General features: G+C 60.7%; 23 protein-coding genes and 1 tRNA gene. 11 read left to right on the forward strand and 13 right to left on the reverse strand.

All coding sequences use genetic code 11. The features are described from left to right. The first annotated feature begins 197 nt into the window (after positions 1-197). The 4 genes from C5L12_RS18865 to C5L12_RS18880 are packed head-to-tail and all read left to right on the forward strand — an operon-like array spanning position 198 to position 4,073. Positions 198-1,148 (forward strand): carbohydrate ABC transporter permease, encoded by a 951-nt coding sequence (locus C5L12_RS18865; RefSeq protein WP_105373597.1) that lies wholly within the window; start codon positions 198-200, stop codon positions 1,146-1,148. 10 nt (positions 1,149-1,158) lie between these two features. Further along, entirely contained in the window at positions 1,159-1,998 is an 840-nt protein-coding gene (locus C5L12_RS18870) for a carbohydrate ABC transporter permease (protein WP_105373598.1), read from the forward strand. Further along, positions 1,995-3,059, forward strand: a complete 1,065-nt coding sequence (locus C5L12_RS18875) for a Gfo/Idh/MocA family protein (protein WP_105373599.1) — start codon at positions 1,995-1,997, stop codon at positions 3,057-3,059. The genes C5L12_RS18870 and C5L12_RS18875 overlap by 4 nt, the downstream gene beginning before the upstream one ends. A 12-nt stretch (positions 3,060-3,071) precedes the next feature. Further along, a complete protein-coding gene (locus tag C5L12_RS18880) occupies positions 3,072-4,073 on the forward strand; it encodes an ABC transporter ATP-binding protein (protein ID WP_105373600.1) in 1,002 nt (333 codons plus the stop codon). On the opposite strand, the gene C5L12_RS18885 is transcribed toward C5L12_RS18880, so the two are convergent. Genes C5L12_RS18885 through C5L12_RS18910 form a run of 6 tightly spaced genes read right to left on the reverse strand, consistent with a single transcriptional unit; the run spans position 4,070 to position 10,577 of the window. Then, positions 4,070-4,969: a carbohydrate kinase family protein gene (locus C5L12_RS18885; RefSeq protein ID WP_105373601.1), complete on the reverse strand. Its 900-nt coding sequence runs from the start codon at positions 4,967-4,969 to the stop codon at positions 4,070-4,072. The two genes, C5L12_RS18880 and C5L12_RS18885, sit on opposite strands and share 4 nt — an antisense overlap. Further along, positions 4,966-6,009 (reverse strand): ABC transporter ATP-binding protein, encoded by a 1,044-nt coding sequence (locus C5L12_RS18890; protein WP_105373602.1) that lies wholly within the window; start codon positions 6,007-6,009, stop codon positions 4,966-4,968. Before C5L12_RS18890 ends, C5L12_RS18885 begins: the two co-directional genes overlap by 4 nt. Beyond that, a complete protein-coding gene (gene argH, locus C5L12_RS18895; RefSeq protein WP_105373603.1) occupies positions 6,009-7,523 on the reverse strand; it encodes an argininosuccinate lyase in 1,515 nt (504 codons plus the stop codon). Before argH ends, C5L12_RS18890 begins: the two co-directional genes overlap by 1 nt. Positions 7,524-7,527: 4 nt before the next feature. Further along, complete coding sequence (locus tag C5L12_RS18900; protein WP_105373604.1) at positions 7,528-8,370, reverse strand: carbohydrate ABC transporter permease; 843 nt, start codon at positions 8,368-8,370, stop codon at positions 7,528-7,530. Next, on the reverse strand, positions 8,367-9,308 hold the full coding sequence (locus C5L12_RS18905; protein ID WP_105373605.1) for a carbohydrate ABC transporter permease: 942 nt from the start codon (positions 9,306-9,308) through the stop codon (positions 8,367-8,369). The genes C5L12_RS18900 and C5L12_RS18905 overlap by 4 nt, the downstream gene beginning before the upstream one ends. 15 nt (positions 9,309-9,323) lie before the next feature. After that, positions 9,324-10,577, reverse strand: coding sequence for a sugar ABC transporter substrate-binding protein (locus C5L12_RS18910; RefSeq protein WP_105373606.1), 1,254 nt, complete (start codon positions 10,575-10,577; stop codon positions 9,324-9,326). Positions 10,578-10,834: 257 nt separating this feature from the next. Here C5L12_RS18910 and C5L12_RS18915 point away from each other — a divergent pair, with 257 nt between their 5' ends. The 4 genes from C5L12_RS18915 (at position 10,835) to C5L12_RS28195 (ending at position 15,758) form a co-directional block, all read left to right on the forward strand. After that, a complete protein-coding gene (locus tag C5L12_RS18915) occupies positions 10,835-12,061 on the forward strand; it encodes an ROK family protein (RefSeq protein WP_105373607.1) in 1,227 nt (408 codons plus the stop codon). An 18-nt stretch (positions 12,062-12,079) separates the two neighbouring features. Further along, the gene (locus tag C5L12_RS18920; protein ID WP_105373608.1) at positions 12,080-14,482 is read left to right on the forward strand and encodes a PIG-L family deacetylase; all 2,403 of its coding nucleotides are present in this window, start codon (positions 12,080-12,082) and stop codon (positions 14,480-14,482) included. Continuing rightward, a complete protein-coding gene (locus C5L12_RS18925) occupies positions 14,479-15,387 on the forward strand; it encodes a DMT family transporter (protein WP_105373609.1) in 909 nt (302 codons plus the stop codon). Before C5L12_RS18920 ends, C5L12_RS18925 begins: the two co-directional genes overlap by 4 nt. A gap of 107 nt (positions 15,388-15,494) precedes the next feature. Next, positions 15,495-15,758, forward strand: coding sequence for a hypothetical protein (locus tag C5L12_RS28195; protein ID WP_157949084.1), 264 nt, complete (start codon positions 15,495-15,497; stop codon positions 15,756-15,758). A gap of 60 nt (positions 15,759-15,818) precedes the next feature. Here the strand turns inward: C5L12_RS28195 and C5L12_RS18930 are convergent. Beyond that, positions 15,819-15,894, reverse strand: a tRNA-Ala gene (locus C5L12_RS18930). A gap of 156 nt (positions 15,895-16,050) precedes the next feature. Next, positions 16,051-16,437 (reverse strand): TIGR02300 family protein, encoded by a 387-nt coding sequence (locus C5L12_RS18935; protein ID WP_105373610.1) that lies wholly within the window; start codon positions 16,435-16,437, stop codon positions 16,051-16,053. A gap of 202 nt (positions 16,438-16,639) precedes the next feature. Here C5L12_RS18935 and C5L12_RS18940 point away from each other — a divergent pair, with 202 nt between their 5' ends. The 3 genes from C5L12_RS18940 (at position 16,640) to rpsA (ending at position 19,826) form a co-directional block, all read left to right on the forward strand. Next, positions 16,640-17,281, forward strand: coding sequence for an FMN-binding negative transcriptional regulator (locus tag C5L12_RS18940; protein WP_105373611.1), 642 nt, complete (start codon positions 16,640-16,642; stop codon positions 17,279-17,281). 35 nt (positions 17,282-17,316) lie between these two features. Further along, positions 17,317-17,946 carry a (d)CMP kinase gene (gene cmk, locus C5L12_RS18945; RefSeq protein ID WP_105373612.1) on the forward strand — a complete coding sequence of 210 codons (630 nt, stop codon included), beginning with the start codon at positions 17,317-17,319 and terminating at the stop codon, positions 17,944-17,946. A 173-nt stretch (positions 17,947-18,119) separates the two neighbouring features. Beyond that, positions 18,120-19,826, forward strand: a complete 1,707-nt coding sequence (rpsA, locus tag C5L12_RS18950; protein WP_105373613.1) for a 30S ribosomal protein S1 — start codon at positions 18,120-18,122, stop codon at positions 19,824-19,826. Between the two features lie 97 nt (positions 19,827-19,923). On the opposite strand, the gene C5L12_RS18955 is transcribed toward rpsA, so the two are convergent. The 5 genes from C5L12_RS18955 to C5L12_RS18975 form a co-directional block, all read right to left on the reverse strand. Beyond that, positions 19,924-21,597 carry a hypothetical protein gene (locus C5L12_RS18955; RefSeq protein WP_105373614.1) on the reverse strand — a complete coding sequence of 558 codons (1,674 nt, stop codon included), beginning with the start codon at positions 21,595-21,597 and terminating at the stop codon, positions 19,924-19,926. Between the two features lie 238 nt (positions 21,598-21,835). Then, entirely contained in the window at positions 21,836-22,864 is a 1,029-nt protein-coding gene (locus tag C5L12_RS18960; protein WP_105373615.1) for a hypothetical protein, read from the reverse strand. Between the two features lie 67 nt (positions 22,865-22,931). Further along, on the reverse strand, positions 22,932-23,816 hold the full coding sequence (locus C5L12_RS18965) for a DUF817 domain-containing protein (protein ID WP_105373616.1): 885 nt from the start codon (positions 23,814-23,816) through the stop codon (positions 22,932-22,934). Continuing rightward, the gene (locus C5L12_RS18970; RefSeq protein ID WP_105373617.1) at positions 23,816-24,439 is read right to left on the reverse strand and encodes a ribonuclease D; all 624 of its coding nucleotides are present in this window, start codon (positions 24,437-24,439) and stop codon (positions 23,816-23,818) included. The genes C5L12_RS18965 and C5L12_RS18970 overlap by 1 nt, the downstream gene beginning before the upstream one ends. 388 nt (positions 24,440-24,827) lie before the next feature. After that, positions 24,828-25,817, reverse strand: a complete 990-nt coding sequence (locus C5L12_RS18975) for an Ldh family oxidoreductase (RefSeq protein ID WP_105373618.1) — start codon at positions 25,815-25,817, stop codon at positions 24,828-24,830. Position 25,818: the final 1 nt, after the last annotated feature.

Here is a 25,818-nt window from a genome sequence, read left to right on the forward strand (position 1 = left end):
TCTTCGAAAGAAGCGCTTCATCCCAACCCTCTCCCTGCAAGCCGGGGGAGGGAATGGACCCTGCTCGACCACGACGTCGAGGAAGTTGCCGCAGAACACGGCCTTATCTCCAATAGACGGGGAGAAGGTTGCTGTAGCTGGATGTAAGCATGCCATAACCTTTCCGCCGACACCCTATGAACACTTGGAACCGAGCCATGAGCGATACCGAAATTGCCGATATCGAAGCGGCTCCTGTCAAACGGTCGACCCGCTGGCACATCGCCGTTTTTCTGGCGCCGGCCTTTCTCGTCTATACGGCCGTAATGATCCTGCCTCTGATCGAGACCCTGCGCCTGTCGCTGTTCAACATGGTCGAGGGCCAGCTCGCCTTCGTGGGTCTCAACAATTTCAAGGTGCTCTTCAGCGATCCGCGGCTTTCCGCCGACTTTTGGAATGCACTGAGCAACAACGTCGTCTTCTTCATCATCCATATGCTGGTGCAGAACCCGGTCGGCATCGCGATCGCCGCCATGCTGTCGGTACCGAATTTGCGCTTCGCCGCTTTCTACCGCTCGGCAATCTTCGTGCCGACGCTGCTGTCCTTCGTTATCGTCGGCTTCATCTGGAAACTCATCCTTTCGCCGATCTGGGGTATTGCGCCGGGCCTGATGGACCTTGTCGGCCTTAAATCCTTCTTCGCGCCCTGGCTCGGCAAACCGGATACTGCGCTGCTCGCGGTCTCCCTCATCTCGGTCTGGCAATATGTCGGTATCCCTATGATGCTGATCTATGCGGCGCTCCTGAATATTCCCGATGAAGTTCTGGAAGCGGCCGAATGCGACGGCATCACCGGCTGGAGCCAGTTCTGGAAGATCAAGCTGCCGCTTATCCTGCCTTCGATCGGCATCGTCTCGGTGCTGACTTTCGTCGGCAATTTCAACGCCTTCGACCTGATCTATACGGTGCAGGGCGCTCTCGCCGGGCCGAACGGCTCGACTGATATCCTGGGCACGCTCCTCTACCGTACCTTCTTCGGTTTCCAGAACCAGATGGGAGACCGCTCCATGGGCGCCACCATCGCCGCCGTGATGTTCCTCATCATCCTGGCCGGCGTATCCCTTTACCTTTTCGTCATCCAGCGGCGCATGCGTCGCTATCAATTCTAGGAGCGCAAAGATGTCGAAAGCCCGCGCCGCTCCGTTGCGCACCGCGCTCATCCACCTCGCGCTGATTGCCTATACCGTGGTTGCGCTTTTCCCGGTCTTCCTGACGGTCGTCAATTCGTTCAAGAGCCGCAACGCCATCTTCCGCGAGCCGATGGCCGTGCCGACGCCCTCGACCTTCAGTCTCGTCGGCTATGAGACGGTTCTGCAGCAGGGCGATTTCATCGGATATTTCCAGAACAGCCTTGTCGTCACGGTTGTCTCCATCGCTCTGGTCCTGCTGTTTGGCGCGATGGCCGCATTCGCCCTGTCTGAATACCGTTTCCGCGGAAACACGCTGCTCGGCCTCTATCTGGCGCTCGGCATCATGATCCCGATCCGCCTCGGCACGGTCGCGATCCTGCAGGGCATGGTGGCCGCCGGCCTCGTCAACACGCTGACCTCGCTGATCCTCGTCTACACCGCGCAAGGGCTGCCGCTCGCGATCTTCATCCTTTCGGAATTCATGCGCACCGTATCAGACGATCTGAAGAATGCCGGCCGGATCGATGGGCTTTCGGAATATGCGATCTTCTTCCGCCTTGTCCTGCCGCTGGTCAGGCCCGCCATGGCGACCGTCGCGGTCTTTACCATGATCCCGATCTGGAACGATCTCTGGTTCCCGTTGATCCTGGCTCCCGGCGAGGCCACCAAGACGGTCACGCTCGGCGCCCAGATGTTTATCGGCCAGTTCGTCACCAACTGGAATGCAGTGCTGTCGGCGCTGTCGCTGGCGATCCTGCCGGTCATGGTGCTTTACGTCATCTTCTCGCGGCAATTGATCCGCGGCATCACCTCGGGAGCCGTCAAGTGAACACATCCACTCCTCCTGTCCGCGTTGTCGTCGCAGGCCTCGGTAACATGGGCCGCAGCCATGCGCTCGCCTATCACAACAATCCGAGCTTCGAGATCGTCGGGCTCGTCAACCGTACGAAACGGGATTTGCCGACGGAGCTCGATGCCTATCCGGTCTTCTCGGATTTCGGGCAGGCACTCGATCAACTGAAGCCTGATTTATGCTCGATCAACACCTATTCGGACAGTCACGCGGACTATGCGGTCATGGCCTTTGAAGCCGGCTGCCACGTCTTCGTGGAAAAGCCTCTGGCGACCACCGTCGCCGATGCCGAGCGCGTCGTCGCGGCGGCGAAGAAGCATGGCCGCAAGCTGGTGATCGGTTATATCCTTCGCCACCATCCGTCCTGGATGCGGCTGATCGAGGAGGCGCGCAAGCTCGGTCCGCCTTTCGTCTTCCGCATGAACCTGAACCAGCAGTCGTCGGGCGAAAAATGGGACGTCCACAAGGCGCTGATGCAAACCACCTCGCCGATCGTCGATTGCGGCGTGCATTACGTCGATGTCATGTGCCAGATCACCGATGCCAGGCCGGTCGAGGTGCGCGGCATGGGCCTGCGCATGTCCGAAGAGATTGCGCCGGACATGTATAACTACGGCCATCTCCAGGTGATGTTCGAGGACGGTTCCGTCGGCTGGTACGAGGCGGGCTGGGGTCCAATGATGTCGGAGACGGCCTTCTTCGTGAAGGACGTCATGTCGCCCAGGGGATCGGTGTCGATCCTCGTCGATCATAAGGCCAAGTCCGACGACATCGACACGCATACCAAGACTTCGGTCATCCGTGTCCACACCGCCGAGACCGGCCCGGATGGCCGGTTTATTCGGCCGGATGAAGATCTTTCCATGTCCGGTGAGCCGGATCACCAGAAACTCTGCGATCTCGAACAGGCCTATGTTCTGAAAGCCATCCGAGGGGACATCGATCTCACCCGGCACATGGACGATGCCGTCCAGTCGCTCAGGATCTGCCTCGGGGCGGATGAGAGCGTACGCACCGGCAAGCCGATCCGTTTATAAGGAAAACGTACCTTGGGTTCTCTTGAGCTGAAATCCATCCGCAAGGCCTTTGGCACGCACGAGGTGCTGAAAGGCATCGACCTTGAGGTCAAGGACGGTGAGTTCGTCATCTTCGTCGGGCCGTCCGGCTGCGGCAAATCCACGCTCCTGCGGGTGATTGCCGGGCTTGAGGATGCCACCTCCGGCAGCGTGCGGATCGACGGTGCAGAAGTCGTCAACACGCCGCCGGCAAAGCGCGGCATCGCCATGGTCTTCCAGTCCTACGCGCTTTATCCCCACCTCAACGTCAAGGACAATATGGGTCTTGGCCTCAAGCAGGCGGGCACCGAAAGAGCGGAGATCGACACTCGCGTCGCCAAGGCGTCGGCCATGTTGTCGCTTGATCCCTATCTTGCCCGCCGACCGGCCGAATTGTCCGGCGGCCAGCGCCAGCGCGTTGCCATCGGCCGCGCCATCGTGCGCGAACCGAAGCTCTTCCTGTTCGACGAGCCGCTCTCGAACCTCGACGCGGCACTACGCGTCCAGACGCGGCTGGAAATCGCCGGCCTTCACCGGCGGCTGAAGGCGACAATGATCTACGTCACCCACGACCAGGTCGAGGCTATGACATTGGCCGACAAGATCGTCGTGCTGAATGCCGGCGCGATCGAGCAGATCGGCTCGCCGATGGAGCTTTACAACAGGCCGGCCAACATCTTCGTTGCCGGGTTCATCGGCTCGCCGCAGATGAATTTTATCCCCGCAGAAAAACTCGGTCAGTCCGGCGCGAAAACGATCGGTGTCCGTCCTGAGCACATCGCCCTGTCCCGCGAAAACGGCGCCTGGAAAGGCAGGGTGATTCACGTGGAGCACCTCGGCGCCGATACGATCGTTTATCTGGAAACGGAAGTGACGGGACTTCTGACCGTTCGACTGTTCGGCGAGCATCGTTATGCGCCCGATGACGTGGTTTATGCCACGCCGGACAAGGCGAGCCTTCATCGGTTTGACACGAACGATCGGGCGATTGCCTAATTCGCAGCCGGAAGCAGCCTGGCGCCGCCGGCAGCCTGAACCGCAAGGCTGCCGAAGCGGATGCCGGCACGCAAACAAGCCTCGTCAGAGGCCCCGCTCAGCCACGCATTGATGAAGCCCGCATTAAAAGCATCGCCTGCCCCCGTCGTATCGATAACCGGTACCGTCTCGGCTGGCTCATGCAGCACTTGGTCATTCGACATTGCCCATGCGCCCTTCGCGCCTCCCTTCACCACGACCGTCGAAAACGCAAGCGACAGTTTGCGGATCGCAGCTTGTGGATCGGCAGAGGCGGTGATCGCCTCTGCCTCTTCCAGGTTCGGCATGAACAGATCGACGTCTTCGCAGGCGCGGAGCAGGCCGCGATCGTAAATCAGCGTCGCGTCCCAACTGGGGTCGAGCGAGACGGTGAGGCCTCTTTCCTTAGCGCGGGAAACGAGATCCGGGATTTCGTGCAGCGTTGCGTATTCGGCGATGTGGAGGTGGCGCGCCTCTTCCCAGTCCAAGGCGGCGTCGAGCGTCGCCGGAAGGGCTTGTCCCGCACGGCGGGTCAAGAAGGCGCGGTCCTGCCCGACCACGGCCGCCACGGTCACTTGCGGTCCGGCGTCTTCCGAATGTTCGATGAACTGAAGGTCGACCCCGCTTTCACGTATCTGCGTTTCGACGCCCGCCGACAGAGAGTCCGTGCCGAGCCGGGCAGCGAGCGCCACCTTGCGCCCCGCATGGGCGAGATGCGCCGCAGCGATGAAGGCTCCGCCGCCGGCCGCGATCTCCATCCCGCTTGCAAAAAGCTCGCGCCCCAGCACCGGCAGGTGGTCGAGGCCAGTGAAGATAAGGTCGCAATAGATCCGCCCGATGCTGAGCACCGCGGATCTTGTCTCTGTATGCGTCATCATGAACGCTCCAGAAATTTCTCTGTGCTGGCATCGAAGAGGTAGAGGCCACCGGAAGCGGCGTCGCAGCTGAGCGTACTTCCGACGGCCGGCACGAACTTGTTTCGCGCGGTCGCAATGATTGAGGTTCCGGCAACATCCAGATGTACGAGCGTCTCCGGCCCCAGTGGCTCAACGGCTATCACGGTGCCGCGCAACCGGAATGCGGCAGGGGACACCTTATCATCGTCGGCAACGATCAGGTCGTGGGGCCGGATGCCGATCAGGACATCGCCGCCGTCCTGTGCCTCCACGCCGCTGCCGGTTCTCCTGCCACGCACGAGGTTCATCGAAGGGCTGCCGATAAAACGCGCGGTGAACACGTCGACGGGGCTTTCATAGAGCTCCGAGGGCGTTCCGACCTGAAGGATATTGCCGTCCTTCATCACGACGATCCGGTCGGCCATGGTCATGGCCTCGATTTGGTCATGCGTCACGTAAACGGTGGTTGTCTTCAACCGCTGGTGCAAGCGCTTGATCTCGATGCGCATCTGGGCGCGAAGCTGGGCGTCGAGGTTGGAAAGCGGTTCGTCGAACAGGAAAGCGGCAGGATCGCGGACCATGGCGCGGCCGATCGCGACGCGTTGCCGTTGGCCGCCGGAAAGCGCCGCAGGGCGTCGGTCGAGTAAGGCCTCGAGGCCGAGGATGTGGCCGGCCTCTTCGATTCTTCTGTTCTTCTCGGCCTTGCTGAATTTCGAGGTATAAAGCCCGAAGCCGATATTCTGGCGCACCGTCATATGCGGATAAATCGCATAGTTCTGGAATACCATCGCAATGTTGCGCTGCTTCGGTTCGCGTTCGTTGACCACCGCCTCGCCGATCTTCAGCGTGCCGCCGGAAATTTCTTCGAGCCCTGCAATCATTCGGAGCGTGGTCGATTTTCCACAGCCGGACGGACCGACGAAGACAATAAACTCACCGTCGGCGATCGAAAGGTCGATGCCCTTGACCGCCTCGACCTTGCCGTAGCTCTTCACGAGTTTCTCAAGTTCGATCGTTGCCATCAGCAGGCTCCCACGAGGGCGGTGAATTTTTCCTCGAGTTCGGCCGCGGCGGCTGCTTCATGCTCCGCCGCCTTCCTCGCATGCGCCTCGAAAGCGGAAAGTGTCTCGCGATAGCTGGTCAACGCCGCGTTCATCGGCGCGGTCGCGGGGCCGCCGAAGCGGGCGCGCACGGAAACGAAATGCTCCGGCGAGACGATCTCCCTGAACTTGACGAGATCGACCGAGGGCTTGCGGCCCGTGAGATGCTCAAACGCCTTCAGGAAGGGCTCGTATCCGTCATCGCTCAGGCTGCCCTTGGCGGCGACGACGCTCTTGGCGGTCGCGGCGGCAATCTCGTGCGCCTCGCGGAAGGAAAGGTCTTCGATCCTGACCAGGGAGTCCGCAAGCTCGGTGATGGTAATGCAGGACCGGCGGATGTTCTGGTCCACCCGTTCCGGATCGATGCTGATCTGGCTGATCAGCGCGGCAAGCAGGTCGAGCACACGGGCGGCGGAGGCGAAGGCCTCGTAGCCCATGCCTTGGGTCTCGCCCTCGCTGTCGTTCATGTCGGTGAAGGGCGTGTTGTGCATCACGTCGAGCACAGTCCGGGCTCGGCCCATCGTCTGGCTCGCGAGATGGCGAAGATGCTCGATCGGCACCGGATTGCGCTTCTGCGGCATGATCGAGGAAATCTGCACCAGCGCATTCGGCACGTAGATCTGGCCGACTTCGAAGCTCGTCCAGAACTGGAAATCCTGGATCAGTCGACCGAGATGCAGGAACATCAACTCGATCGCCGAATAGGTCGAAGTCGTATAATCGACGGCGGCGATGCAGGAATAGGAATTTCTGAGCGGCGCCGAGAAGCCGAGCAGTTCGGCGACACGGGCGCGGTCGATCGGGAAGCCGGACGTGGTGATCGCCGCAGCGCCCATCGGCGACAGATCGACGATCCGGCGGGCTTCGGCAAATCGTTCTATATCGCGGATCAGTACCTCGATCGCAGCGGAGAGATAATGTCCGAACGTGGTCGGCTGGGCCGGTTGGCCGTGGGTATAGGCGACGATCAAAGTCGCCTTCTCCCGCTCGGCGGCATCGATCATCGTGGCAAGCAGGCGTCGAGCTTTACCCATCAGCGCATCGATCCTGTCCTTGAGGCCGAGCTTGAAGAGCGTGTGGTCGATGTCGTTGCGCGAACGGGCCGTGTGCAGGCGCCCGGCGATATCAACGCCGATGCGGGCCTTCAGCTCCTTCTCAATGAGGAAAAAGAAATCTTCCACCTCGCCCGTATAAACGAGGGTCGAAGGATCGATTTCCCGATCGATCGCCACGAGCGCATCAGCGATCTTGGACGCAAGACTCTTCTCAAGGATGCCGGTTTCGACCAGCATGACGAGATGCGCGCGGTCGATCCGGCGGAAGCCGTCAACGTGATGGCTCTTGGCGCCGTCGAAGAGCGGCCGCAGCACCGTTTCCTTGTAGACCGGATCGGGGAACTTGCTGGTGTCGGAAAGGCGCGGGTTGATATCCGCCATGGTTTTATCCTTTCAGGCCTGCCAGCATCACACCGCGGACGATGTAGCGCTGCAGGACGAGGAAGACGAGAAGCGTGGGAAGGGTGGCGATTGCCGCACCTGTCATGATCATTTCCCACTGGATGGATTGCTCGACCGCGAAGCTCGAAAGTCCGACCGGCAACGTATAGAGTTCCTTGCTGGTGGTGACGATCAGCGGCCAGAAGAACGCCGTCCAGTTGCCGAGGAAGGTGAAGATCGCAAGCGCCGAAAGCGCCGGCGTCACCAGCGGTAGCGCCACTTTCCACCAGATTTGGAATTCATTGAGCCCGTCGACGCGCGCGGCTTCGATGAAATCGTTCGGCACAGTCTCGAAAAATTGCTTCATCAGGAAGGTGCCGAAGGCCGTCATCATGCCGGGAAACATGATGCCCCAATAGCTGTCCAGCCAGCCGAGCTGGCTCGACATTAGATACCACGGAATGACCAGCATCTCGGTCGGAATCATCAGCGTCGAGAGGATTGCGAGAAAGATGAAATAGCGGCCGCGAAACTGGAATTTCGCGAGCGTATAGCCGACCAGGCTGTCGAAGAAGCAGTTCGATAGGGTGACGATGACCGCAACCAGCGTGGAATTGAAGAACCAGCGCGTGAATCGGCCGTCGGCCAGTACGGTGATGTAATTCGTAAGTGTAGGCGCAGCCGGTACAAGGCGCAGGTCGTAGACCTGATCGGCCGTCTTGAAGGATGTCGAGAACATGAAGGCAAGTGGCGAGACCATGATGAGGCCGCCGATCAGAAGCAATGTCCAGGCGATGATCCGGCCAGGTCGGATGTTGGAATGGAAAAAGGCTGGCGCTTCGCTCATTTCTTGTCCCTCAGGATGAAGAGCTGCAGCAACGAAACCACTAGCAGAATGGTGAACAGAACAACGGTCTGTGCGGCCGCATATCCCATGGCGTAGGAGTTGAAGGCGGTCTGGTAGATCATCAGCACTAGCGGCTTGGTCGATCCGAGCGGCCCGCCGGGATCGTTGGTGGTCATGTTGTAGACCTGATCGAAGATGCGCAGGAAACCGATCGACGAGAAGACCACCAGGAAGACGGTGGTGGGCTTCAGGAGCGGCAGGGTGATCTTGCGCAGGATTGCCCATTCGCCGAGCCCATCGATGCGGGCAGCCTCATAGAAAGTAGTCGGAATGGCGCGTAGTCCGGCCATGAAGATGATGATTTGGAAGCCGAGGCCCGCCCATATGGCCGTTACCATGATCGAAAACAGCGCCTGGTCCACCGAGCGGATAAAGGGCTGTTGCGGGATGCCAAGCATGCCGAAGACGTCGTTGATCACGCCGATCGGCGGCGGTTGGTAGAACCAGCGCCAGACCCAGGCCATGGCCGCGGCAGTTGTAAGGTAGGGCAGGAAATAAAGCGCCCGGATGAAGCCGTGTAGAAGGCGAACGCGATCGAGAAAAAAGGCGATGACGAAGGCCAGAACCAGGCTGATAGGAGTGCCGACGATCAGATAGGTGAAGGTATTTTTGAACACCTTCCAGAACTGCGGATCCTTGAACAGCTTCACGTAATTCGCGGCGCCGATGAACTTCGCGGGGCGGAGCAGGTCCCAATTGGTAAACGACAGGTAGAAGGCTTGGAATGTCGGATAAAAGCGGATCACTGTGTAGAAGAGGATCGGCAGCGCCAGAAATCCCCAAACCCAGAGCAGCCGCTTCGTCCGCATGGAAATGCGGTCTCCAAAGGATCTGCCGGGACGGTCGGATGCCGCCCCCCGTTGTTCGATCGCTGCCATGATTGGCTCCGCCGGTTATGGCTTAGCCGCGTCGATGATTTCCTGTTCGGCTTCTGCCGCCTGCTTGATGGAGTCCTTGACGGACTGGCCTTCGAGCAGGACGCGGTTCGCCATATCGATGGCGTTCTGGCGCTGGGCGGCTTCATCCTTGAACAGCGTGGTGTGAGCGTATTCCAGGCCTTTCAGGAAAGGCCCATAGACGGGGTCTTTCAGATTGGCTTCGGTGAGCGCCGCTGAACGCCTTGCCGGCAATTCGCCGACTGTCTTTAGCCAGATCTCCATCGCGGCAGGCGAGGTGATATAGGCCAGAAACTTCTTGGAAGCCTCCAGCTCTTCGCCCTTGGTCTTGGAGCTGATGCCGTTGGCGAAGTAGCTCGCATAGTTGGAACGAACGCCCTGGGCATTGGCCGGAAGTTCGGTCACGCCCCATTCGAAGTCCTTGATGGTCTTGAACGAGCCGAGGCGGAAAGTGCCGTCGATCGTCATGCCGGCCTTGCCGCCGCGAAATGCAGCCTGGCCCTCGTCCATGAAGCCGGCCTGTCCGATCTTCTTTTCGAGTTGAAGACTGGTATAGAACGTCAGCGCCTTGATGCCGGCTTCGCTATCATAGGCAACTTTCGCGTCGTTGTCCGTGTAGGGGGTGCCGCCAAACTGGCGGATCAGCACTTCGCGCCACCATTGGTGGTCCTGCCCGCCCATATCGAGTGTCGAGCCTGCAACGGTAAGGTTGCCCGAGGCATCATGCTTGGCGATCTTTTCGGCTGCGGCGACGAACTCATCGAGCGTCTTCGGCGGGTTCGCAGGATCGAGGCCGGCTTCCGTGAAGAGCTTCTTGTTGTAGAAAAGTGCAAGCGAGCGCACCGCGGTGGGCAAACCGTAATAATCCTCACCGCGCTTCATGGCGCTGACGATCGGGAAGAATTCGCTCTCGATCTTGTCGTGCGGGAACATATTGGTCGGCAGCGGCTGCAGAAGTTGGCCGGATACGAACTTGTCGAGCCAGCCGTAGAAGAGCTGCATGACGTCCGGACCTTGACCCGCCATGTTGGCGGCGATCACCCGGGTCTGATAATCGGCATAAGGGAAGGTGACCTGTTTGACGGTGATGCCCGGATTGGCCTTCTGGAACTCGGCGATGAGCTGGTCCATCGCCTTCACGCGCGTCTCGAAGACATACTGCCAATATTCGATCTCGACCGCTTGCGCGGCATTGAATGCAAATGTGCTGAATCCGGCGACGAGACCGGCGAACAAAGTTGCCTTGCGCATGTGAGCCTCCGTTTACCCCGCCGGATCTCCCGGTCTTTAGGGCCGATTGTTCCCTGCATTCCACCGTCGATTGACGTTGGACGCCTTGCCGATCTGCGAAAAGATGCTTCCGCCGAAGTGCTGCGGCTCGGTGCCGCAACTCCCTTACGGTTTCCCGCCCGGCATCGTTTGTCAATAAGATAATTTACTTGAATTATTGTATTGCCCCCTGCCGCCCTGCGGCGTTATGAATTTCCCTCGAACCAAGGACGGGCGAGATGACCATACACACGATCGGCACCCATCCGGTGGCCATCGGGAAGAACCCCGAACGAAGCCGCGATCACAACCGGCGCGTTGTGCTGGATGTGGTGAGGCGGCATGGTTCCCTCGGTCGCGCCCACATTGCAAAGCTCACCCGTCTCACACCGCAGGCGGTCGCTAATATCGTGGATGAGCTGGCGAGCGAGGGCTTGCTGATGGAAATGGGGCGCCTGCGGTCCGGCCGGGGTCAACCGCCGGTTCAGTTCGCCGTCAACCCCGAAGGCGGTGCCACGATCGGCGTGGAAATCGCCACCGACCATATGGTGACCGTGGCGCTCGACCTCTCCGGAAAACTCCGGGCAAGGCGCATCGTGTCGCTTCGGGATGCGACACCGGAGCACATTCTTCCCGCATTTGCGGACGAGCTTTCCACCGTCAGTCGATCGGTCGGCGCAAAGCTCCTGGGCACGGGCGTCGTCATGCCGGGTCCTTTCGGGATCGACGGCATGACATCGGTTGGTCCAACCACGCTGCCGGGCTGGGCAGGCCTGGACGCGGCACAATCACTGAGCGAGGCTTGCGGCCATACGGTGCTCATAGAGAACGATGCCACGGCCGCGGCAGTCGGCGAACGGCTTTTCGGGGCAGGCCTTGCGATCTCCAATTTCGGCATGATCTATTTTGGCGTCGGCATTGGCTTGGGAATCATTCAGGATGGCGCGCCCTATCGCGGTGCCTTCGGCAATGCAGGTGAAATTGGCCACGTCACGGTCGTGCCGAAAGGCAAGCCTTGCCCTTCCTGTGGCCAGCTCGGGTGCCTGGAGGGTTATGCTTCCGTCTATGTGCTGAAGGAAAAGCTCAGCTGTGCCGGCCTTCCGGATTGCGGCTTTTCCGACATCGAGAAATTGCATGCCGAACGGCATCCCGTCATCGAGGAATGGATTGACGAGGCAGCCACCTATCTCGGTCCGATGGTTGCAATGCTCGAAAACATCCTTGATCCGCAGACCGTGATCCTCGGGGGGGCGCTGCCGGACGCCGTCATCGGCGATATCATCGGCCGCATGGGCAATCTCCCCACCTCGGTCGCTAGTCGGCGCCAGCGAGACCTGCCGCGTGTCTTGCGCGGCCAGACCGGACAACTGACCGCCGCACTCGGCGCGGCAGCACTTCCGCTCTTCGATGTGGTGACGCCCAAGCTCGAAACCTCACATGCCGTGCTTGCCGATATTCCTACCTGATATTTTTGGAGAACTTTCATGCTGACCGCTCGGGAACGCATCGAACGGCAAATGGCCGACCCCTCGCTCGTGCGGCTTCATCGGAGGCTTTCGCGTCTGAAATCGACGGTCACGGTAATGAATACCGGTGCCCATCCGGACGACGAGCAGAACGGGATGCTCGCCTGGTTCCGTTTTGGCCTTGGCATGCGGGTCATCGTCGCCTGCTCGACGCGTGGGGAGGGTGGACAGAATGCGCTGGGACCGGAACGCCTCGGCCCGCTTGGCGTGTTGCGTTCCCGCGAATTGGAAGAGGCGGCCCGGGTCATTGACGCCGATATATCCTGGCTCGGCCACGGCCCCTGCGACCCGGTGCACGATTTCGGTTTTTCCAAGGATGGCGACGGGACCTTCACGCGCTGGGGTGAGGCGCGAACCGTGGAACGGCTGGTGCGAGCCTATCGCATGGAGCGGCCAGACATCGTCATCCCGACCTTCCTCGACGTGCCCGGCCAGCACGGCCACCACCGCGCCATGACCCGCGCCGCCGAGACGGCGATTGCGCTCGCCGCGGACCCGAATGCTTATCCTGAGCATATCGAGGAAGGCTTGAAACCATGGAGGGGCGCGAAATATTATCTACCTGCCTGGTCCGGTGGGGGTAATACCTATGACGACGAGGTACCGCCGCCGGATACGACGGTGACGGTTCATGCGGAGGGTCGCGATCCGGCGACTGGCGTGGAATACGACCGAATCGGCGAATGGTCGCGTTATTACCACGCCTCCCAGGGCATGGGGCATTGGCCGAAACAGGCGGAAAGGGAGTGGCCCCTGCATCTGAAACTCTCCGTCGGGGGGGCGAAGGCGGAGCAGTCGGTCCTTCAGGGTCTGCCGGCCTCGCTGACCGTGCTTTCGGATTTTCCGGGCCTTGCGGCAAATACGAAGAATGCACTGTGCTCAGCCGATCAGGCTACCGCGGTGGCTATGGCGGCGTTCCCGGATCGTGATGCGATCATTGCGGCGCTGACCGAGGCCGCCGGTTGGCTGGAGATCGTCGCGTCCATGGCATCAGAGGAGTTTATGGCCCTGCATGGTCATCGCATCGCGCGCAAGCAGGCCGAAGTTGATGCCGCGATCCTCGATGCCGCGGCGATCTTCGAACGCGCTTATGCCGATCCCTCAGCCATTTCCCCCGGCGGCGCTGCGGCGCTCACCGTGGAGCTTGGCGAAGGCGCTTCGAACCACAAGGTCGATGTCGCCCCGGTTCTCCCCGCCGGCGTATCGTCCGCCGTCCAGTCGCTCGCCCAAGACCGCGTATTCGCTCTGACCGCGGCATCGGACGCGCCGCTCTCCGGCCTCTACCTGCCCGCCTGGTCGGCTCTCGGCGGCAATGGCCATGCGCATGTAAAAATCTCGGCCGAGATCGGCAAACGTTTGGTCTCCGGCACATTCGACCTCGAAGAGCCGTTTGCCGTGACGCCCGCCCAGTCGCTGACCCTGCTGCCGGATGCGCTGCTCGTACCCCTCGGCACGAAGCAGACCGAATGGCCGATCAAGGCCAACGTGTCCGGCGTTAACGCGCCGGTCTCCTTCAAGACGCCTGCCGGCTGGGTGATGAAAAAAAACGATGACGGCTGGACGGTCTCTCCGACCGATGCGGCCAAGCCCGGTATCGTCGAGCTCGAACCGCAGATCGGCGGCGGCCCGGCCTTCCAAGTCACGCCGATCGCCTACCGCCATATCGGTCGCACCAGCTTTCGCGCCCCTGCCGCCCTGAAGATCCTGTCGCTCGATCTGAAGCTGCCCCAAGGCGCCCGCATCGGTTATGTCGGCGGCGGTGCCGATCGCGTCGGTCTGTGGCTCGCCCGCATGGGCCTCGACGTAACCGAACTCGACGCTCAGGCGCTAAGCAGTGATCTGTCGCGCTTCACCACCATCGTCGTCGGCATCTTCGCCTTCGGCCTCCGCAAGGACCTTGCAGCTGCGACCCAACGCCTGCACCGCTTCGTCGAAGAAGGCGGCCACCTCGTCACCCTCTATCACCGTCCGACGGACGGCTGGGGCCCGAATGAGACGCCGGTCCGCCGTATCGAAATCGGCTCGCCGTCGCTGCGCTGGCGCGTCACCGATCCAAAGGCGGAAGTCACCGTGCTTGCACCCGACCATCTGCTGCTCAAGGGACCGAACATGATTGGCCAGCAGGACTGGCAGGGGTGGGACAAGGAGCGCGGCCTCTATTTCGTCTCCCGCTGGGATGATGCCTACGAACCGCTTCTGGCCATGCACGATGTCCACGAACAGCCGCTGAAGGGTGCGCTGATCTCCGGCGCCATCGGCGAGGGCCGCCATACCCATACAAGCCTGGTGCTGCATCACCAGCTCGAAAAGCTCGTGCCAGGCGCCTTCCGGCTGATGGCGAACCTCGTGCAGCCGGCGTGACGACGGAACACGCGCCGGAAGCGGAAAGCGAGCAGGCCTCGAACGCCCGCATCGGCATCGGCTGGCTGCTTCTCGACATGACGCTGGTCTCCGGCGGCATGACGGCGCTGGTAAAGGCGCAAGGAGCGACCTATCCCGCCTTCCAGCTCGTTTTCATCCGGGCGATGATCGGGCTGTTGTTCATCCTGCCGCTGATCTGGCGGCACCGCGCCGAAATGCGCCGCGTCAAGCACCCGTGGCGCAACATTTTTCGTATCTCCTGCAATGCGGTGGCGCTGACCAGCAATTTCTTCGCCATCACCATGCTGCCGCTCGCCATGGTCAATGCCGTCGGCTTCTCCCGACCGCTGATCACAATGGCCATGGCCGTCGCCATGCTCGGCGAAACGGTGAGCCGCATCCGCTGGCTCGGCGCCGGCCTTGCTTTCGTCGGCGTGCTGATCGTCATGGCGCCCGGCACGTCGAGTTTCGAGGTCGAAGTGCTGGTCGTACTGGTCTCGGTCGTCTTCGGCTCACTGGCGATTATTCAAACCCGCGCGCTCAAGGACGAGAACACCACGGTCATGATGGTCTTCTACACGGTTGGCCTTACGGTCATCACGGCCGTTCCGGCGGTCTTCACCTGGCAGCCAGTTTTGCCCTTGGACTGGATCCCACTGCTTGGCATCGGCTTCCTTGCCCAGCTCGGACAATATTGTTTCCTGCGAGCCTATCGGATCGCCGATGCGAGCGTGCTTGCGCCCGTCGGTTACCTCTCGATCGTCTTCGTCACCGTCACGGGTTATGTCTTCTTCGGTGAGGTGCCGGAGGTGAGGGTGGTGATCGGCGTGATCATCATCCTGGCGGCGCTCCAAGGGACTTCTTGGCTCGACCGGCGTCACGGCCGCTCCTGGAGACATCCTTAAGCAAGGGCCCCCTGAGCAAAGGGATGTGATGCGATGTGAACGACGTCGGACTATAATTGCCGAACTTTCTCCATCTGCGCGCGTTATTGCGGTGACAGGAGGCGTTCATGGTCGCTCTAATGTCCGTTTTGGCAATCGTTGCCGTTCTGGCCGGCATATTCGCAACCCTCATCCGGCAGATGGCCGTCGCGCGTCGCCGGCAATATCTGGACGAGGTCGCCGCCGACAGCTCGGCCTGCACGAGCCTGCCGGAGTTGGAGCAGAGGGCCGAACGTCAAAAGGCACATCCCAGCCGTCCAACAATGATCTCCCGCAAGCGCGTCCATAACCGGCTGGCCCGTCACCCGCACACCAGTTTGATAACGAGGTAGCGCGGCGCCGAGCAGGCGCCGTGGCCCGGTCGATCAACAACTATATGTAGGGATTAGGTTTGGTGGAGCTAAGCGGGATCGAACCGCTGACCTCTTGCATGCCATGCAAGCGCTCTCCCAGCTGAGCTATAGCCCCATCAGGGTGGTCCGGCATCTTCCGGTCCTGGGAACTCCGAGGCGGTTGGGCCTAGCGGAGTGGCGGCTTATTACTTCCCGTTTACGGAGAGTGCAAGCCGAAAATTTCGAGCCCGGCAATTTTTATGGATTTGCCGGGCTTTATCATGGTTGACGATCAGACTTCGTCGTCGTCGCCGGTCACGCCGATGATGCCGGACATATCGTCGTCTTCATCGTCTTCGTCGGCTTCCAGGAAGGTGTCGTCGTCGTCATCGCCGAGATCCACGTCGTCATCGCCGATGTCGGGCAGATCGTCGCCGCCGGCGGCTTCGTCGCCCTCTTCGAGAGAGACGAGTTCGACTTCCGGATTTTCGGTATCGACTTCCTGAACGTCCTCTTCCTCGGCCTGTTCCATCTTCTTGGCCACGCTGTTTTCTTCGAAGAAGGACAGCGGCCAGGACTTGCCGGTATAGGGGGATACCACGGGATCGCGGTTCAGGTCGTAGAATTTCTTGCCGGTATCGGGGTCGGTGCGCTTGGTTCCGAGTTCCGCTTTTGCCACAGTCAGAGCCTCATGAGGATGGCCGAATAGATCGGCTCGCCGCCTGCGCGGCTTCTATTGGGTGAAAAATCTAAGCCGGTCCCCATAAGGCCTGTGCCCTTTGATGTCAAAGACAAACTTTCATGCGTCCCATCAATGCGCCGCAGGTGATCGCCGGGATGGTTTGTGATATGGACACGCCTGCCATTGAAGGAGCCGTCCGATGTACCAGCCGCCACATTTCAGGGAAGAGGATCTCGCGACCCAGCATGCCCTGATCCGCGCCCATCCGCTGGGTCTGCTGATTACCGCCGGCGCATCCGGCCTGCTCGCCAATCCCGTCCCGTTCCATCTCGATGCGGCAGCGTCGAAGAAGGGTACGCTCCGCCTGCATCTGGCCCGCGCCAACGGCCAGTGGAAGGATATCCGCGACGGTGCCTCCGTGCTCACCGTCTTCCAGGGCGCTGATTCCTACGTCACCCCGTCCTGGTACCAAACCAAGCGCGAGACCGGAAAGGTCGTGCCTACCTGGAACTATGCGACCGTACAGGCGAGGGGATCTGCCCGCATCGTCGAGGATGCCGACTGGCTGCTGTCCCAGATCAACGCCATCACCAGCCAGCACGAAGGCAACCGCGTGCTTCCTTGGTCCGTAAGCGACGCGCCGGAGGATTTCGTCCGCGCTCAGCTCAAGGGTATCGTCGGTGTCGAGATCGAGATCGCCGAGATCGAAGGCAAGTGGAAGGTGAGCCAGAACCGGCCCATCGCCGATCGCGAGGGCGTGGCGGCGGGGCTTGATGAAATTCCCGGACAGGGCGATATGGCGCAACTGGTTCGCCAGTACGGCGCCATGCGGAACGCCTGAAGCCAAGAGACGAGTGGGAATAATTGACGCCAGGAATGATCATCGCCATTGACGGCCCGGCGGCCGCTGGAAAAGGGACGCTGTCCCGCCGGATTGCGGACGCCTATGGCTTCCATCACCTCGATACCGGTCTGACCTACCGCGCCGCGGCCAAGGCGCTTCTCGATGCAGGCCTGCCGCTCGACGACGAGAAAATTGCGGAGAAGATGGCGCGCGAGGTGGAACTTGCCGGTCTCGATCGCGATGTATTGTCTGTCCATGCGATCGGTGAGGCGGCGTCGAAGATCGCCGTGATGCCGGCTGTCCGCCGGGCATTGGTCGAGGCGCAGCGCGCTTTTTCGCGACGGAAGCCCGGAACAGTGCTCGACGGTCGCGATATCGGCACCGTCGTCTGCCCCGAGGCGCCCGTGAAGTTTTACGTCACCGCCTCGCCGGAAGTGCGTGCAAGGCGCCGTTACGACGAGATCGTCGGCAGGGGGCAGTCCGCCGACTACGCGGAAATATTCGTGGACGTGAAGAAACGCGACGAGCGCGACATGGGCCGGGCTGACAGCCCCCTGAGGCCTGCCGAGGATGCGCACTTGCTTGATACCTCGGAAATGAGTATAGAGGCCGCGTTTCAGGCAGCGAAGGTCATCATCGACGCCGCACTGAAGAGGAATTGACGATGCAAGCCGGCTTTGGCCGGCTTCGTCCCTGAAAGACCGGAAAGTCTGGAGATCGGTCCCCGCGCCGGATTTGCCTCTTGAAACAGAGAGGCGGACCTGATGCCCAGGCATGAACAACACCAACCCCCGGCGCTTATGTGCCTTGAGAACAAGGCACTCTAGGAGATTTCATGGCAGTATCTAACCCCACGCGGGAGGACTTCGCAGCCCTCCTCGAAGAATCCTTTTCCAAGACCGATCTGGCCGAAGGCTATGTTGCCAAGGGCATTGTGACGGCGATCGAGAAGGATGTTGCGGTCGTTGACGTCGGCCTCAAGGTCGAAGGCCGCATCGCGCTGAAGGAATTTGGCGCCAAGGGCAAAGACGGTTCGCTGAAGGTCGGCGACGAAGTCGAAGTGTATGTCGAGCGCATCGAAAACGCTCTCGGCGAAGCGGTTCTTTCCCGTGAGAAGGCTCGCCGCGAAGAAAGCTGGGTCAAGCTCGAAGCCAAGTTCGAAGCTGGCGAACGTGTCGAAGGCGTCATCTTCAACCAGGTCAAGGGTGGCTTCACCGTCGATCTCGACGGCGCCGTTGCCTTCCTGCCGCGTTCGCAGGTCGACATCCGTCCGATCCGCGACGTTACCCCGCTCATGCACAACCCGCAGCCCTTCGAAATCCTCAAGATGGACAAGCGCCGCGGCAACATCGTTGTTTCGCGCCGCACGGTTCTCGAAGAGTCGCGTGCCGAGCAGCGTTCTGAAATCGTTCAGAACCTCGAAGAAGGCCAGGTTGTTGACGGCGTCGTCAAGAACATCACCGATTACGGTGCGTTCGTTGACCTCGGCGGCATCGACGGCCTGCTGCACGTCACCGACATGGCATGGCGCCGCGTCAACCATCCGTCGGAAATCCTGAACATCGGCCAGCAGGTCAAGGTTCAGATCATCCGCATCAACCAGGAAACCCACCGTATCTCGCTCGGCATGAAGCAGCTCGAGTCGGATCCGTGGGATGGCATCTCGGCCAAGTACCCGGTCGGCAAGAAGATTTCCGGCACCGTCACGAACATCACCGACTACGGTGCATTCGTCGAACTGGAGCCGGGCATCGAAGGCCTGATCCACATTTCCGAAATGTCCTGGACCAAGAAGAACGTACATCCCGGCAAGATCCTGTCCACGAGCCAGGAAGTCGACGTTGTCGTTCTCGAAGTCGATCCGTCCAAGCGCCGTATCTCGCTCGGCCTCAAGCAGACGCTGGAAAACCCGTGGCAGGCATTCGCCTACAGCCATCCGGCCGGCACTGAAGTTGAAGGCGAAGTCAAGAACAAGACCGAATTCGGCCTGTTCATCGGCCTCGAAGGCGATGTCGACGGCATGGTTCACCTCTCCGACCTCGACTGGAACCGTCCGGGCGAACAGGTTATCGAGGAGTACAACAAGGGCGACGTCGTCAAGGCTGTCGTTCTTGATGTGGACGTGGACAAGGAGCGCATCTCGCTCGGCATCAAGCAGCTCGGCCGTGATGCGGTCGGCGAAGCTGCCGCTTCCGGCGAACTGCGTAAGAACGCTGTCGTTTCGTGCGAAGTCATCGCCGTCAACGACGGTGGCGTCGAAGTGAAGCTCGTCAACCACGAAGACATCACCTCCTTCATCCGCCGCAACGACCTGGCACGCGATCGCGACGATCAGCGTCCGGAGCGTTTCTCGGTCGGCCAGGTTTTCGACGCCCGCGTCGTCAACTGGTCCAAGAAGGACCGCAAGGTGATGCTGTCGATCAAGGCTCTCGAGATCGCAGAAGAGAAGGAAGCCGTTGCTCAGTTCGGTTCGTCCGATAGCGGTGCTTCGCTTGGCGATATTCTCGGCGCGGCTCTGAAGAACCGCGGCAACAACGAGTAATCGACGCCTCTTAGAATATAAGAAGCCGCCGGATCGAAAGTCCGGCGGCTTTTTTATGCCCATTAATTGTCATCTCGTCCCGGGATGAATCCGAGGATCAGGCCCAGCCGGCCATACGCCAGTAAAGGTCGTTCGCTCGCCCTTCGTCCTCGGCATCGTCCCTGGGCTTATCGTCTTCGGCCTCTTCCTCCGTCTCACGGTCATCCTCGAAAGCCTGTTCGCCCGGCGAATGCTGCTGCTCGGCATCCTCGTCCGTTGCCGATACGGCGCGGGTCTTGCGCTCTTCGGGATCTCGCTCGCGTTCCTCTGGCGGATAAGGGACGTAGGGAAGCGGCACGCCGTCGCGGAAAACCTGTGGCTGTACCAATGGAAGTGACATTTGGTCGGCGATATCTGCCGCAGTATCGGCAGCTTGAGTGCTGGCGTTCGAAGGTGCGGCTGCCGGCTTGCCGGCAGGAGCAGCGTCTTCCCGGATCTCGGAAGTCCGGTTTGTCCGTCCGGCCGGGAACCCGCTGGCCGTCTCGTCCGCCTCGGCTGGAGATTGCGCTGAGATTTCGCTGTCGAGCAGCTCCTCCAATGCCTGTTGTTCGGGGGAAGGCTCGGCAGCAAGCGGTAGAAGCTTCAGAAGACCGGTATTGCCTTCAGCAAAGATTTCGGCAAGCCACCCTGTCACGGCTGCGGTTGATGTCCTGTCGCTGCGGGGCGTATCCGCGGGCGCCGGCTGCCTCGGATCTCTTTGGGAAAGTCGGGCGAGCGCTGGGCCGTCATAGAAGACAGGCACGGACCCGCGCCTGTCCCCCAGGGTTTCGGGCCGCGCGCTTGATTGAGGGCTTTCGGATCGCCGGCTACCCCTCGACACTGCGGCTTCTTCTTCCGGAAAGGGTGTCGCAAGATCGGGCGTATCGCCTTCGGCGGGCTCCAGCAGGATTTCCTGTTCAATCTCGGTGTCGGTATGGATGGCGAGGCTATCGCCGTCCGCAGGGGGCTGCCGGAGTTCCTCTGTCTCGGAAGCAAGCGCAGCCAGTCCCTCATGGACTTCGGCCGCATCGGCGTCGGGTTCCCCTGCGATCTGCGCGGATCCTTCCGGCCTGTCCGCCTCCGAACTTTGTAAGATGTCCGCCTCTGCAACCTCGGCAGCGCCCAGGGTCCCGTTTGCGTCATCCTGCGCTGTCCGTTGTTCCTCCGCTGCCGTTGATGTGGATGCCGGAGGTTCGGCAGGCACCTGTGCCGGAGCTGCTTGTTGCGGGAGCAGGCCGGGCGGCTGTTCGACGCCGGCGTTCTGCCGATAGGAACTCACCACCGCCCTGGCAGCGAGGTCGCGGTCGAGCAGCTGCGCAGCCTCCATCCGCATGGCGAAACGCGCTGCGTCCGGTCCGGCAGGGTTGTTGAGAATTTCCGCCAGCAAGCGAAGCGTGACGCCTTTGACGAGCTGATTGAGGATACGTTCCAGGGCCGCTCTCTCGGCGGGATTCATGGCCCTGACGGCTTCGGAAAGGCGTTGCGCATAATCGAGAAGAGCTTCCCCTTCGCGGCGGGGCAGCTTGATCAATTTGCCGATGGTTTCGGCGAAGACGGAGAAGCCCTGAGCGAGCTGAAGTTGAGCCGAGAGCGACAGGATGTCCAGGCGGCCACCGGACAAAGGTGCCGAGACGGGCGGATCGATATTGGGGGAACTGTTGGCGACGTCGATCCGCTGGCGCTGCAACGGCTGTTGCGATGGCGCGTGATAGTCGACGGATGAGCTTAACGCGGCACGAACCGGAGGCAGCATCGTCCCCTCCATGTCTGATTGCGACGACAGGGCAGCTCGGCGAAGCGGTTCTCGTGTTTTCGCAACGTAGCGGCGCTGCGACCGTAACGCCTCATGGCGTTTCCAATGCCGATATATGGAAGATAGTTTGAAGCTAAAGGGTTAACGTTTCGCTAACGATTCGACGATTTCATTCATGCGTGATGAATGAAATGATCCCAACCGATGCAATTGAGGGGAAATAAGGATTAGTTGAAGGTCACGCAGCCAACTTCTTTTTCAACAGTTCGTAAATGCCGATATCGTCGACATGAATGGACAGGATGTCGGCGGAGGTTTCGAGGGTCTTCTCGCTGATAGCCTCGAGGGCCGCATCGGCCGCAATTTCACTCGCGGGAGCCTCGTCCTTCAGAGCTTTGGTGGTGGAGGTGCTCTCCGCGTCGGCGGAATTTTCCCCCGTGTCTTCCACATCGGAATTGGCGATCTGCTCCGCCGCGGCGGCAAAAACGGCGAGCAGGGTGGTGTCATCCGTTCCCGTAGCGGGCTGGGAACTATCGCTATCGAGCTCTTCGGCAGTCTTGCCGTTTTTCTCCTCAATGAGGTCCTGGACTTTCTGAATGTCCTCGAGCTTCTTGCCGGCCTCTGCTGCCTCGATGTCTTCCGCTCGTTCTGCCCGGGTTTCCTGGTCCTCCACCCGCGTGGGATCGTAACCCTGGGGGCCGAGCTTCAGCTCTTCAAGCGTCTTCGGGTCCGCCACATCCTCAAGACGCTGAACAACCCTCTCGACCTCTGTGCCCAGTTTGCCGCCATTGGCTTTTCGTGTCAGGCCTTCCACCAATCGTGCGTTGGCGTCACCATAGGGGTTCTTGATCGCGGCGAGCAGGGTATCCATGGTGATACCCAGATCGTCCAGGCCAAGGTAATCCGCAAGCCCGCTGACCTCGTCCGGCATCATGGATTTGAGCGCGTCCTCCAGCGCCTTGCCGAGCCGGTAGGAGGAGCGTGCTTCCTCGGTATCGATACCGAGCTTGGCAGCCAGACGGTCGATGAGTTCGATCTTCAGTTCGTTTGGGTCGGTCCGATTGGCGCCGAAAAGTGCAGAAGCTATCTTTTCATTGGTGCGCTTGGCGTCCTCGCTGGCGCTGATGCGCGCTTCGGCGATCGGATCCCGCTCCTTGCCGGTGCGCTCCGCTTCCTCTTTCCTGCGCTGCTCCTCGACGCTTTCGAGCATCGACTGCATCACGTTGGTCGCGGCAAGCCCATAGCTCTGCTGGGTGGGAAGCAACATTGGCCGAGTCCGGTCTCGTTGGAAGATACACCGTCGGTGAAAATAGCTCTAGAGGGTTAACGAGAAGCTACCGATCCGGCGTGTGTTCCAACACTGCTGGCGGCCGCGGCTTCACGACAAGGGTTACCAGCACGAAGCTGACGAAGAGAAGCAGATACCAGGATCCGAGCTTTCCGAACGAGACCACATGCCAGGCCTTCTGCGTCGGGTAGATCCATGTGCCGGTGATCGTTCCGATATTTTCCGCCAACCACAGGAAGATCGATGAGAAGAACGCGGCAGCGACCAGCGGCATATGGAGTGTCGTCCGGTCGGTCGTGAAGTGGATGTTCACCCGTCGGAAGACGATCACCGTCATTGCGAAAAGCACGTACCGAATGTCGGGCAGATAGTGATGGCTGAAGAAGTTGATGTAGATCGCAAGTGCGAGCAGATATGTCTGCCACATGGGCGGGTAGTGCGTGAACCGCATGTCGAATACGCGGATCGTCCTGGCCATGAAGGAGCCTACCGAAGCGTACATGAAGCCGGAAAACAGCGGCACGCGGGCGATCTGGATGATCGAGGGTTCCGGATAGGCCCACGATCCCATCTGCACCTTGAATATTTCCATGACAGTGCCGGTGAGGTGATAGACCAGGATGACCTTGGCCTCATCCAGGCTTTCCATCTTGAGGCGCAGGAAAAGAACCTGGATTACCATGGCCGAAAGAAAGAGGAAGTCGTAACGATGAAGCGGCCATTCGGGCTGCCACGCGAGCTTCGTCAACAGGATCAGGCCAAGCATGATCGCGGCGAAGAGGCATGCCCATGCCTGTTTCAGCCCGAACAGTATGAATTCCGAAAGCCACCACGGAAGAGGGGCCAACGCCCGGCGGATGGCCAGCCGCAGCGGCTCGAGATAAGGACCGGTCTCGTGCTGCGGCCGGCGTTCTGGAACGTGCTGCTCCATCAGCTATGCGCGAAGATATCCGTTTCTTCCCAGCCCAGCAGATCCAGCTTGGCCCGCGTCGGCAGGAATTCGAAGCAGGCTTTGGCCAGTTCACTTCGGTTGTCGCGGATGAGCCGCTCGTTCAGCTTGTCGCGCAGTGCGTGCAGATGCAGCACGTCGGATGCGGCATATTCGAGTTGAGCCACGGACAATATCTCAGCGGCCCAGTCGGATTGCTGCTGCGCCTTGGAAACGTCGATATCGAGCAGTTCCTTGAGATTGTCCTTCAAGCCATGCCGGTCGGTATAGGTGCGCGTCAGCCTGGAGGCGATCTTGGTGCAGAAGACGGGTGTTGTCGTGACGCCGAACGTCTGGAAGAGGACGGCGATATCGAACCGGCCGTAGTGGAAGATCTTCTGGCGAACCGGATCCGCGAGCAGTGCGACGAGGTGGGGCGCCTCTGTCTGGCCGGCCGCTATGCGGATTACGTCTGCCGAACCGTCCCCAGGAGAGAGTTGTACGACGCAGAGGCGGTCGCGGCGGGGTACGAGGCCTAATGTTTCCGTGTCGATAGCAATTGATCCCGTATAACGGGCCGCGTCTGCCGGGGAAATATCTCCCTCGTGATATCGAATTTCCGCCATTGCTGCCTCCGTACGCCTTTCCGTTTCGTCGATTCGCTATACATCATGTTTTCGAGAGCGGCGCTACGATGTCCAGAGGCTCGGAGTGCAGCGGTTTCTTTCAAGGTTCGTGAGCGACAGTCTGGAGCAAGAGCAAATGCTCAGCTCTGCGTTAGGCGCATTGCTGCATTGCAACAAGATGACTTGGCGCACTTAAACGATTAGCCTATATCTTTGGTCATCGAGCGACGCACTCCTCCTCCCAGTGTCGCTTGGTACGGATCGACAACATCCTCCTCCTCCCAGTTGTTGATCAAGTTTAAAGCCTGGCGCACCTCCTCCCGCGCCAGGCTTTTTCATTTTCAGCCTCCCGCTTCCTTCGATCTCTTCCGGCTTGCCGTTTTCGCGCCTAAAGTAGCGACGTGATCGAGGCGAGGACTTCGTCATCGATATGGAGGCCGTGTTCAATCGCCTCGCGGCGGGCGTTCTGGCCCCGACGGCCTGGCAGGCGAACGCCCTCTTCCGAGACCATTTCTCTCGCCAGTTCAGCGATCCTTTCTCCGGCCGATGCGCTTCCGGCGGCCGGGTCGATGACAACAAGCATCTGGCCGACAGAAGGCGGTGAGCCCTTCTCTTCCATGAACGAGCTCGCCTCGAAGGAAAAGCTCGATCCGGTCAGCCCGGCTGCCAGGATTTCCACCATCAGCGCCAACGCTGCTCCCTTGGCGCCTCCGGAAGGTGCGATGAAGCCTTTTAATGCTTCATTCGGGTCCGTGGTGGGAATGCCCTTGGCGTCAAAAGCCCAGCCTTCGGGAATGGCCTCGCCTTTCTGCCGCGCAGCCATGATCTTGCCTGCCGCAACGGTGGAAAGCGCCAGATCGATGACCAGCGGATCGTCATTTGCGACGGGCGTCGCGAATGCGATCGGATTGGTGCCGAAGAGCCGCTTCTTTCCGCCCCAGGCGGCCATGGAAGCGGGGGCATTGGCAAACATCAGCGCTGTGAGGCCTTGCAGGGCAAAACGTTCCACCGTCAGCGCCATCACGCCGGCATGATGCGAGCGATGGATGAGGCCAAGGGCAATCCCTTGCTCTCTGGCTATCTCCGGGAGCCGCTCCACGGCGAGGTCGAAGGCCGGATAGGCGTAACCAAGGGCGGCATCGATCGTGAGCACCGCCGGCCGGGGGCGAGAAGCGGCACACTGAGCCTTCCCGTCCACCTTGCCGCTACGGGCTTGGCCCACATAGACGGGGACCCGCCGCAAGCCATGCCCGTATTGTCCAGCGGCTTCGGCATGCACCAGCGCATGCGCGACCGATGTGGCGGTTTCCGGCAGGACATCATTGGCTTCGAAGACGCGTTGGATCAGCGCTTCGGTTTCTTTTATGGTCAAGCGCATC

It is taken from the genome of Neorhizobium huautlense (genome assembly GCF_002968575.1).
Classification (GTDB): domain Bacteria; phylum Pseudomonadota; class Alphaproteobacteria; order Rhizobiales; family Rhizobiaceae; genus Neorhizobium; species Neorhizobium huautlense.

Bases quoted from the DNA above. Each gene is read 5' to 3' on its own strand.
- C5L12_RS18865 (WP_105373597.1), top strand. From the start codon at position 198: ATGAGCGATACCGAAATTGCCGATATCGAAGCGGCTCCTGTCAAACGG.
- C5L12_RS18870 (WP_105373598.1), top strand. From the start codon at position 1,159: ATGTCGAAAGCCCGCGCCGCTCCGTTGCGCACCGCGCTCATCCACCTC.
- C5L12_RS18885 (WP_105373601.1), bottom strand. From the start codon at position 4,969: ATGATGACGCATACAGAGACAAGATCCGCGGTGCTCAGCATCGGGCGG.
- C5L12_RS18890 (WP_105373602.1), bottom strand. From the start codon at position 6,009: ATGGCAACGATCGAACTTGAGAAACTCGTGAAGAGCTACGGCAAGGTC.
- argH (WP_105373603.1), bottom strand. From the start codon at position 7,523: ATGGCGGATATCAACCCGCGCCTTTCCGACACCAGCAAGTTCCCCGAT.
- C5L12_RS18900 (WP_105373604.1), bottom strand. From the start codon at position 8,370: ATGAGCGAAGCGCCAGCCTTTTTCCATTCCAACATCCGACCTGGCCGG.
- C5L12_RS18905 (WP_105373605.1), bottom strand. From the start codon at position 9,308: ATGGCAGCGATCGAACAACGGGGGGCGGCATCCGACCGTCCCGGCAGA.
- C5L12_RS18910 (WP_105373606.1), bottom strand. From the start codon at position 10,577: ATGCGCAAGGCAACTTTGTTCGCCGGTCTCGTCGCCGGATTCAGCACA.
- C5L12_RS18915 (WP_105373607.1), top strand. From the start codon at position 10,835: ATGACCATACACACGATCGGCACCCATCCGGTGGCCATCGGGAAGAAC.
- C5L12_RS18920 (WP_105373608.1), top strand. From the start codon at position 12,080: ATGCTGACCGCTCGGGAACGCATCGAACGGCAAATGGCCGACCCCTCG.
- C5L12_RS28195 (WP_157949084.1), top strand. From the start codon at position 15,495: ATGGTCGCTCTAATGTCCGTTTTGGCAATCGTTGCCGTTCTGGCCGGC.
- C5L12_RS18940 (WP_105373611.1), top strand. From the start codon at position 16,640: ATGTACCAGCCGCCACATTTCAGGGAAGAGGATCTCGCGACCCAGCAT.
- cmk (WP_105373612.1), top strand. From the start codon at position 17,317: ATGATCATCGCCATTGACGGCCCGGCGGCCGCTGGAAAAGGGACGCTG.
- rpsA (WP_105373613.1), top strand. From the start codon at position 18,120: ATGGCAGTATCTAACCCCACGCGGGAGGACTTCGCAGCCCTCCTCGAA.
- C5L12_RS18955 (WP_105373614.1), bottom strand. From the start codon at position 21,597: ATGCTGCCTCCGGTTCGTGCCGCGTTAAGCTCATCCGTCGACTATCAC.
- C5L12_RS18960 (WP_105373615.1), bottom strand. From the start codon at position 22,864: ATGTTGCTTCCCACCCAGCAGAGCTATGGGCTTGCCGCGACCAACGTG.
- C5L12_RS18965 (WP_105373616.1), bottom strand. From the start codon at position 23,816: ATGGAGCAGCACGTTCCAGAACGCCGGCCGCAGCACGAGACCGGTCCT.
- C5L12_RS18970 (WP_105373617.1), bottom strand. From the start codon at position 24,439: ATGGCGGAAATTCGATATCACGAGGGAGATATTTCCCCGGCAGACGCG.
- C5L12_RS18975 (WP_105373618.1), bottom strand. From the start codon at position 25,817: ATGCGCTTGACCATAAAAGAAACCGAAGCGCTGATCCAACGCGTCTTC.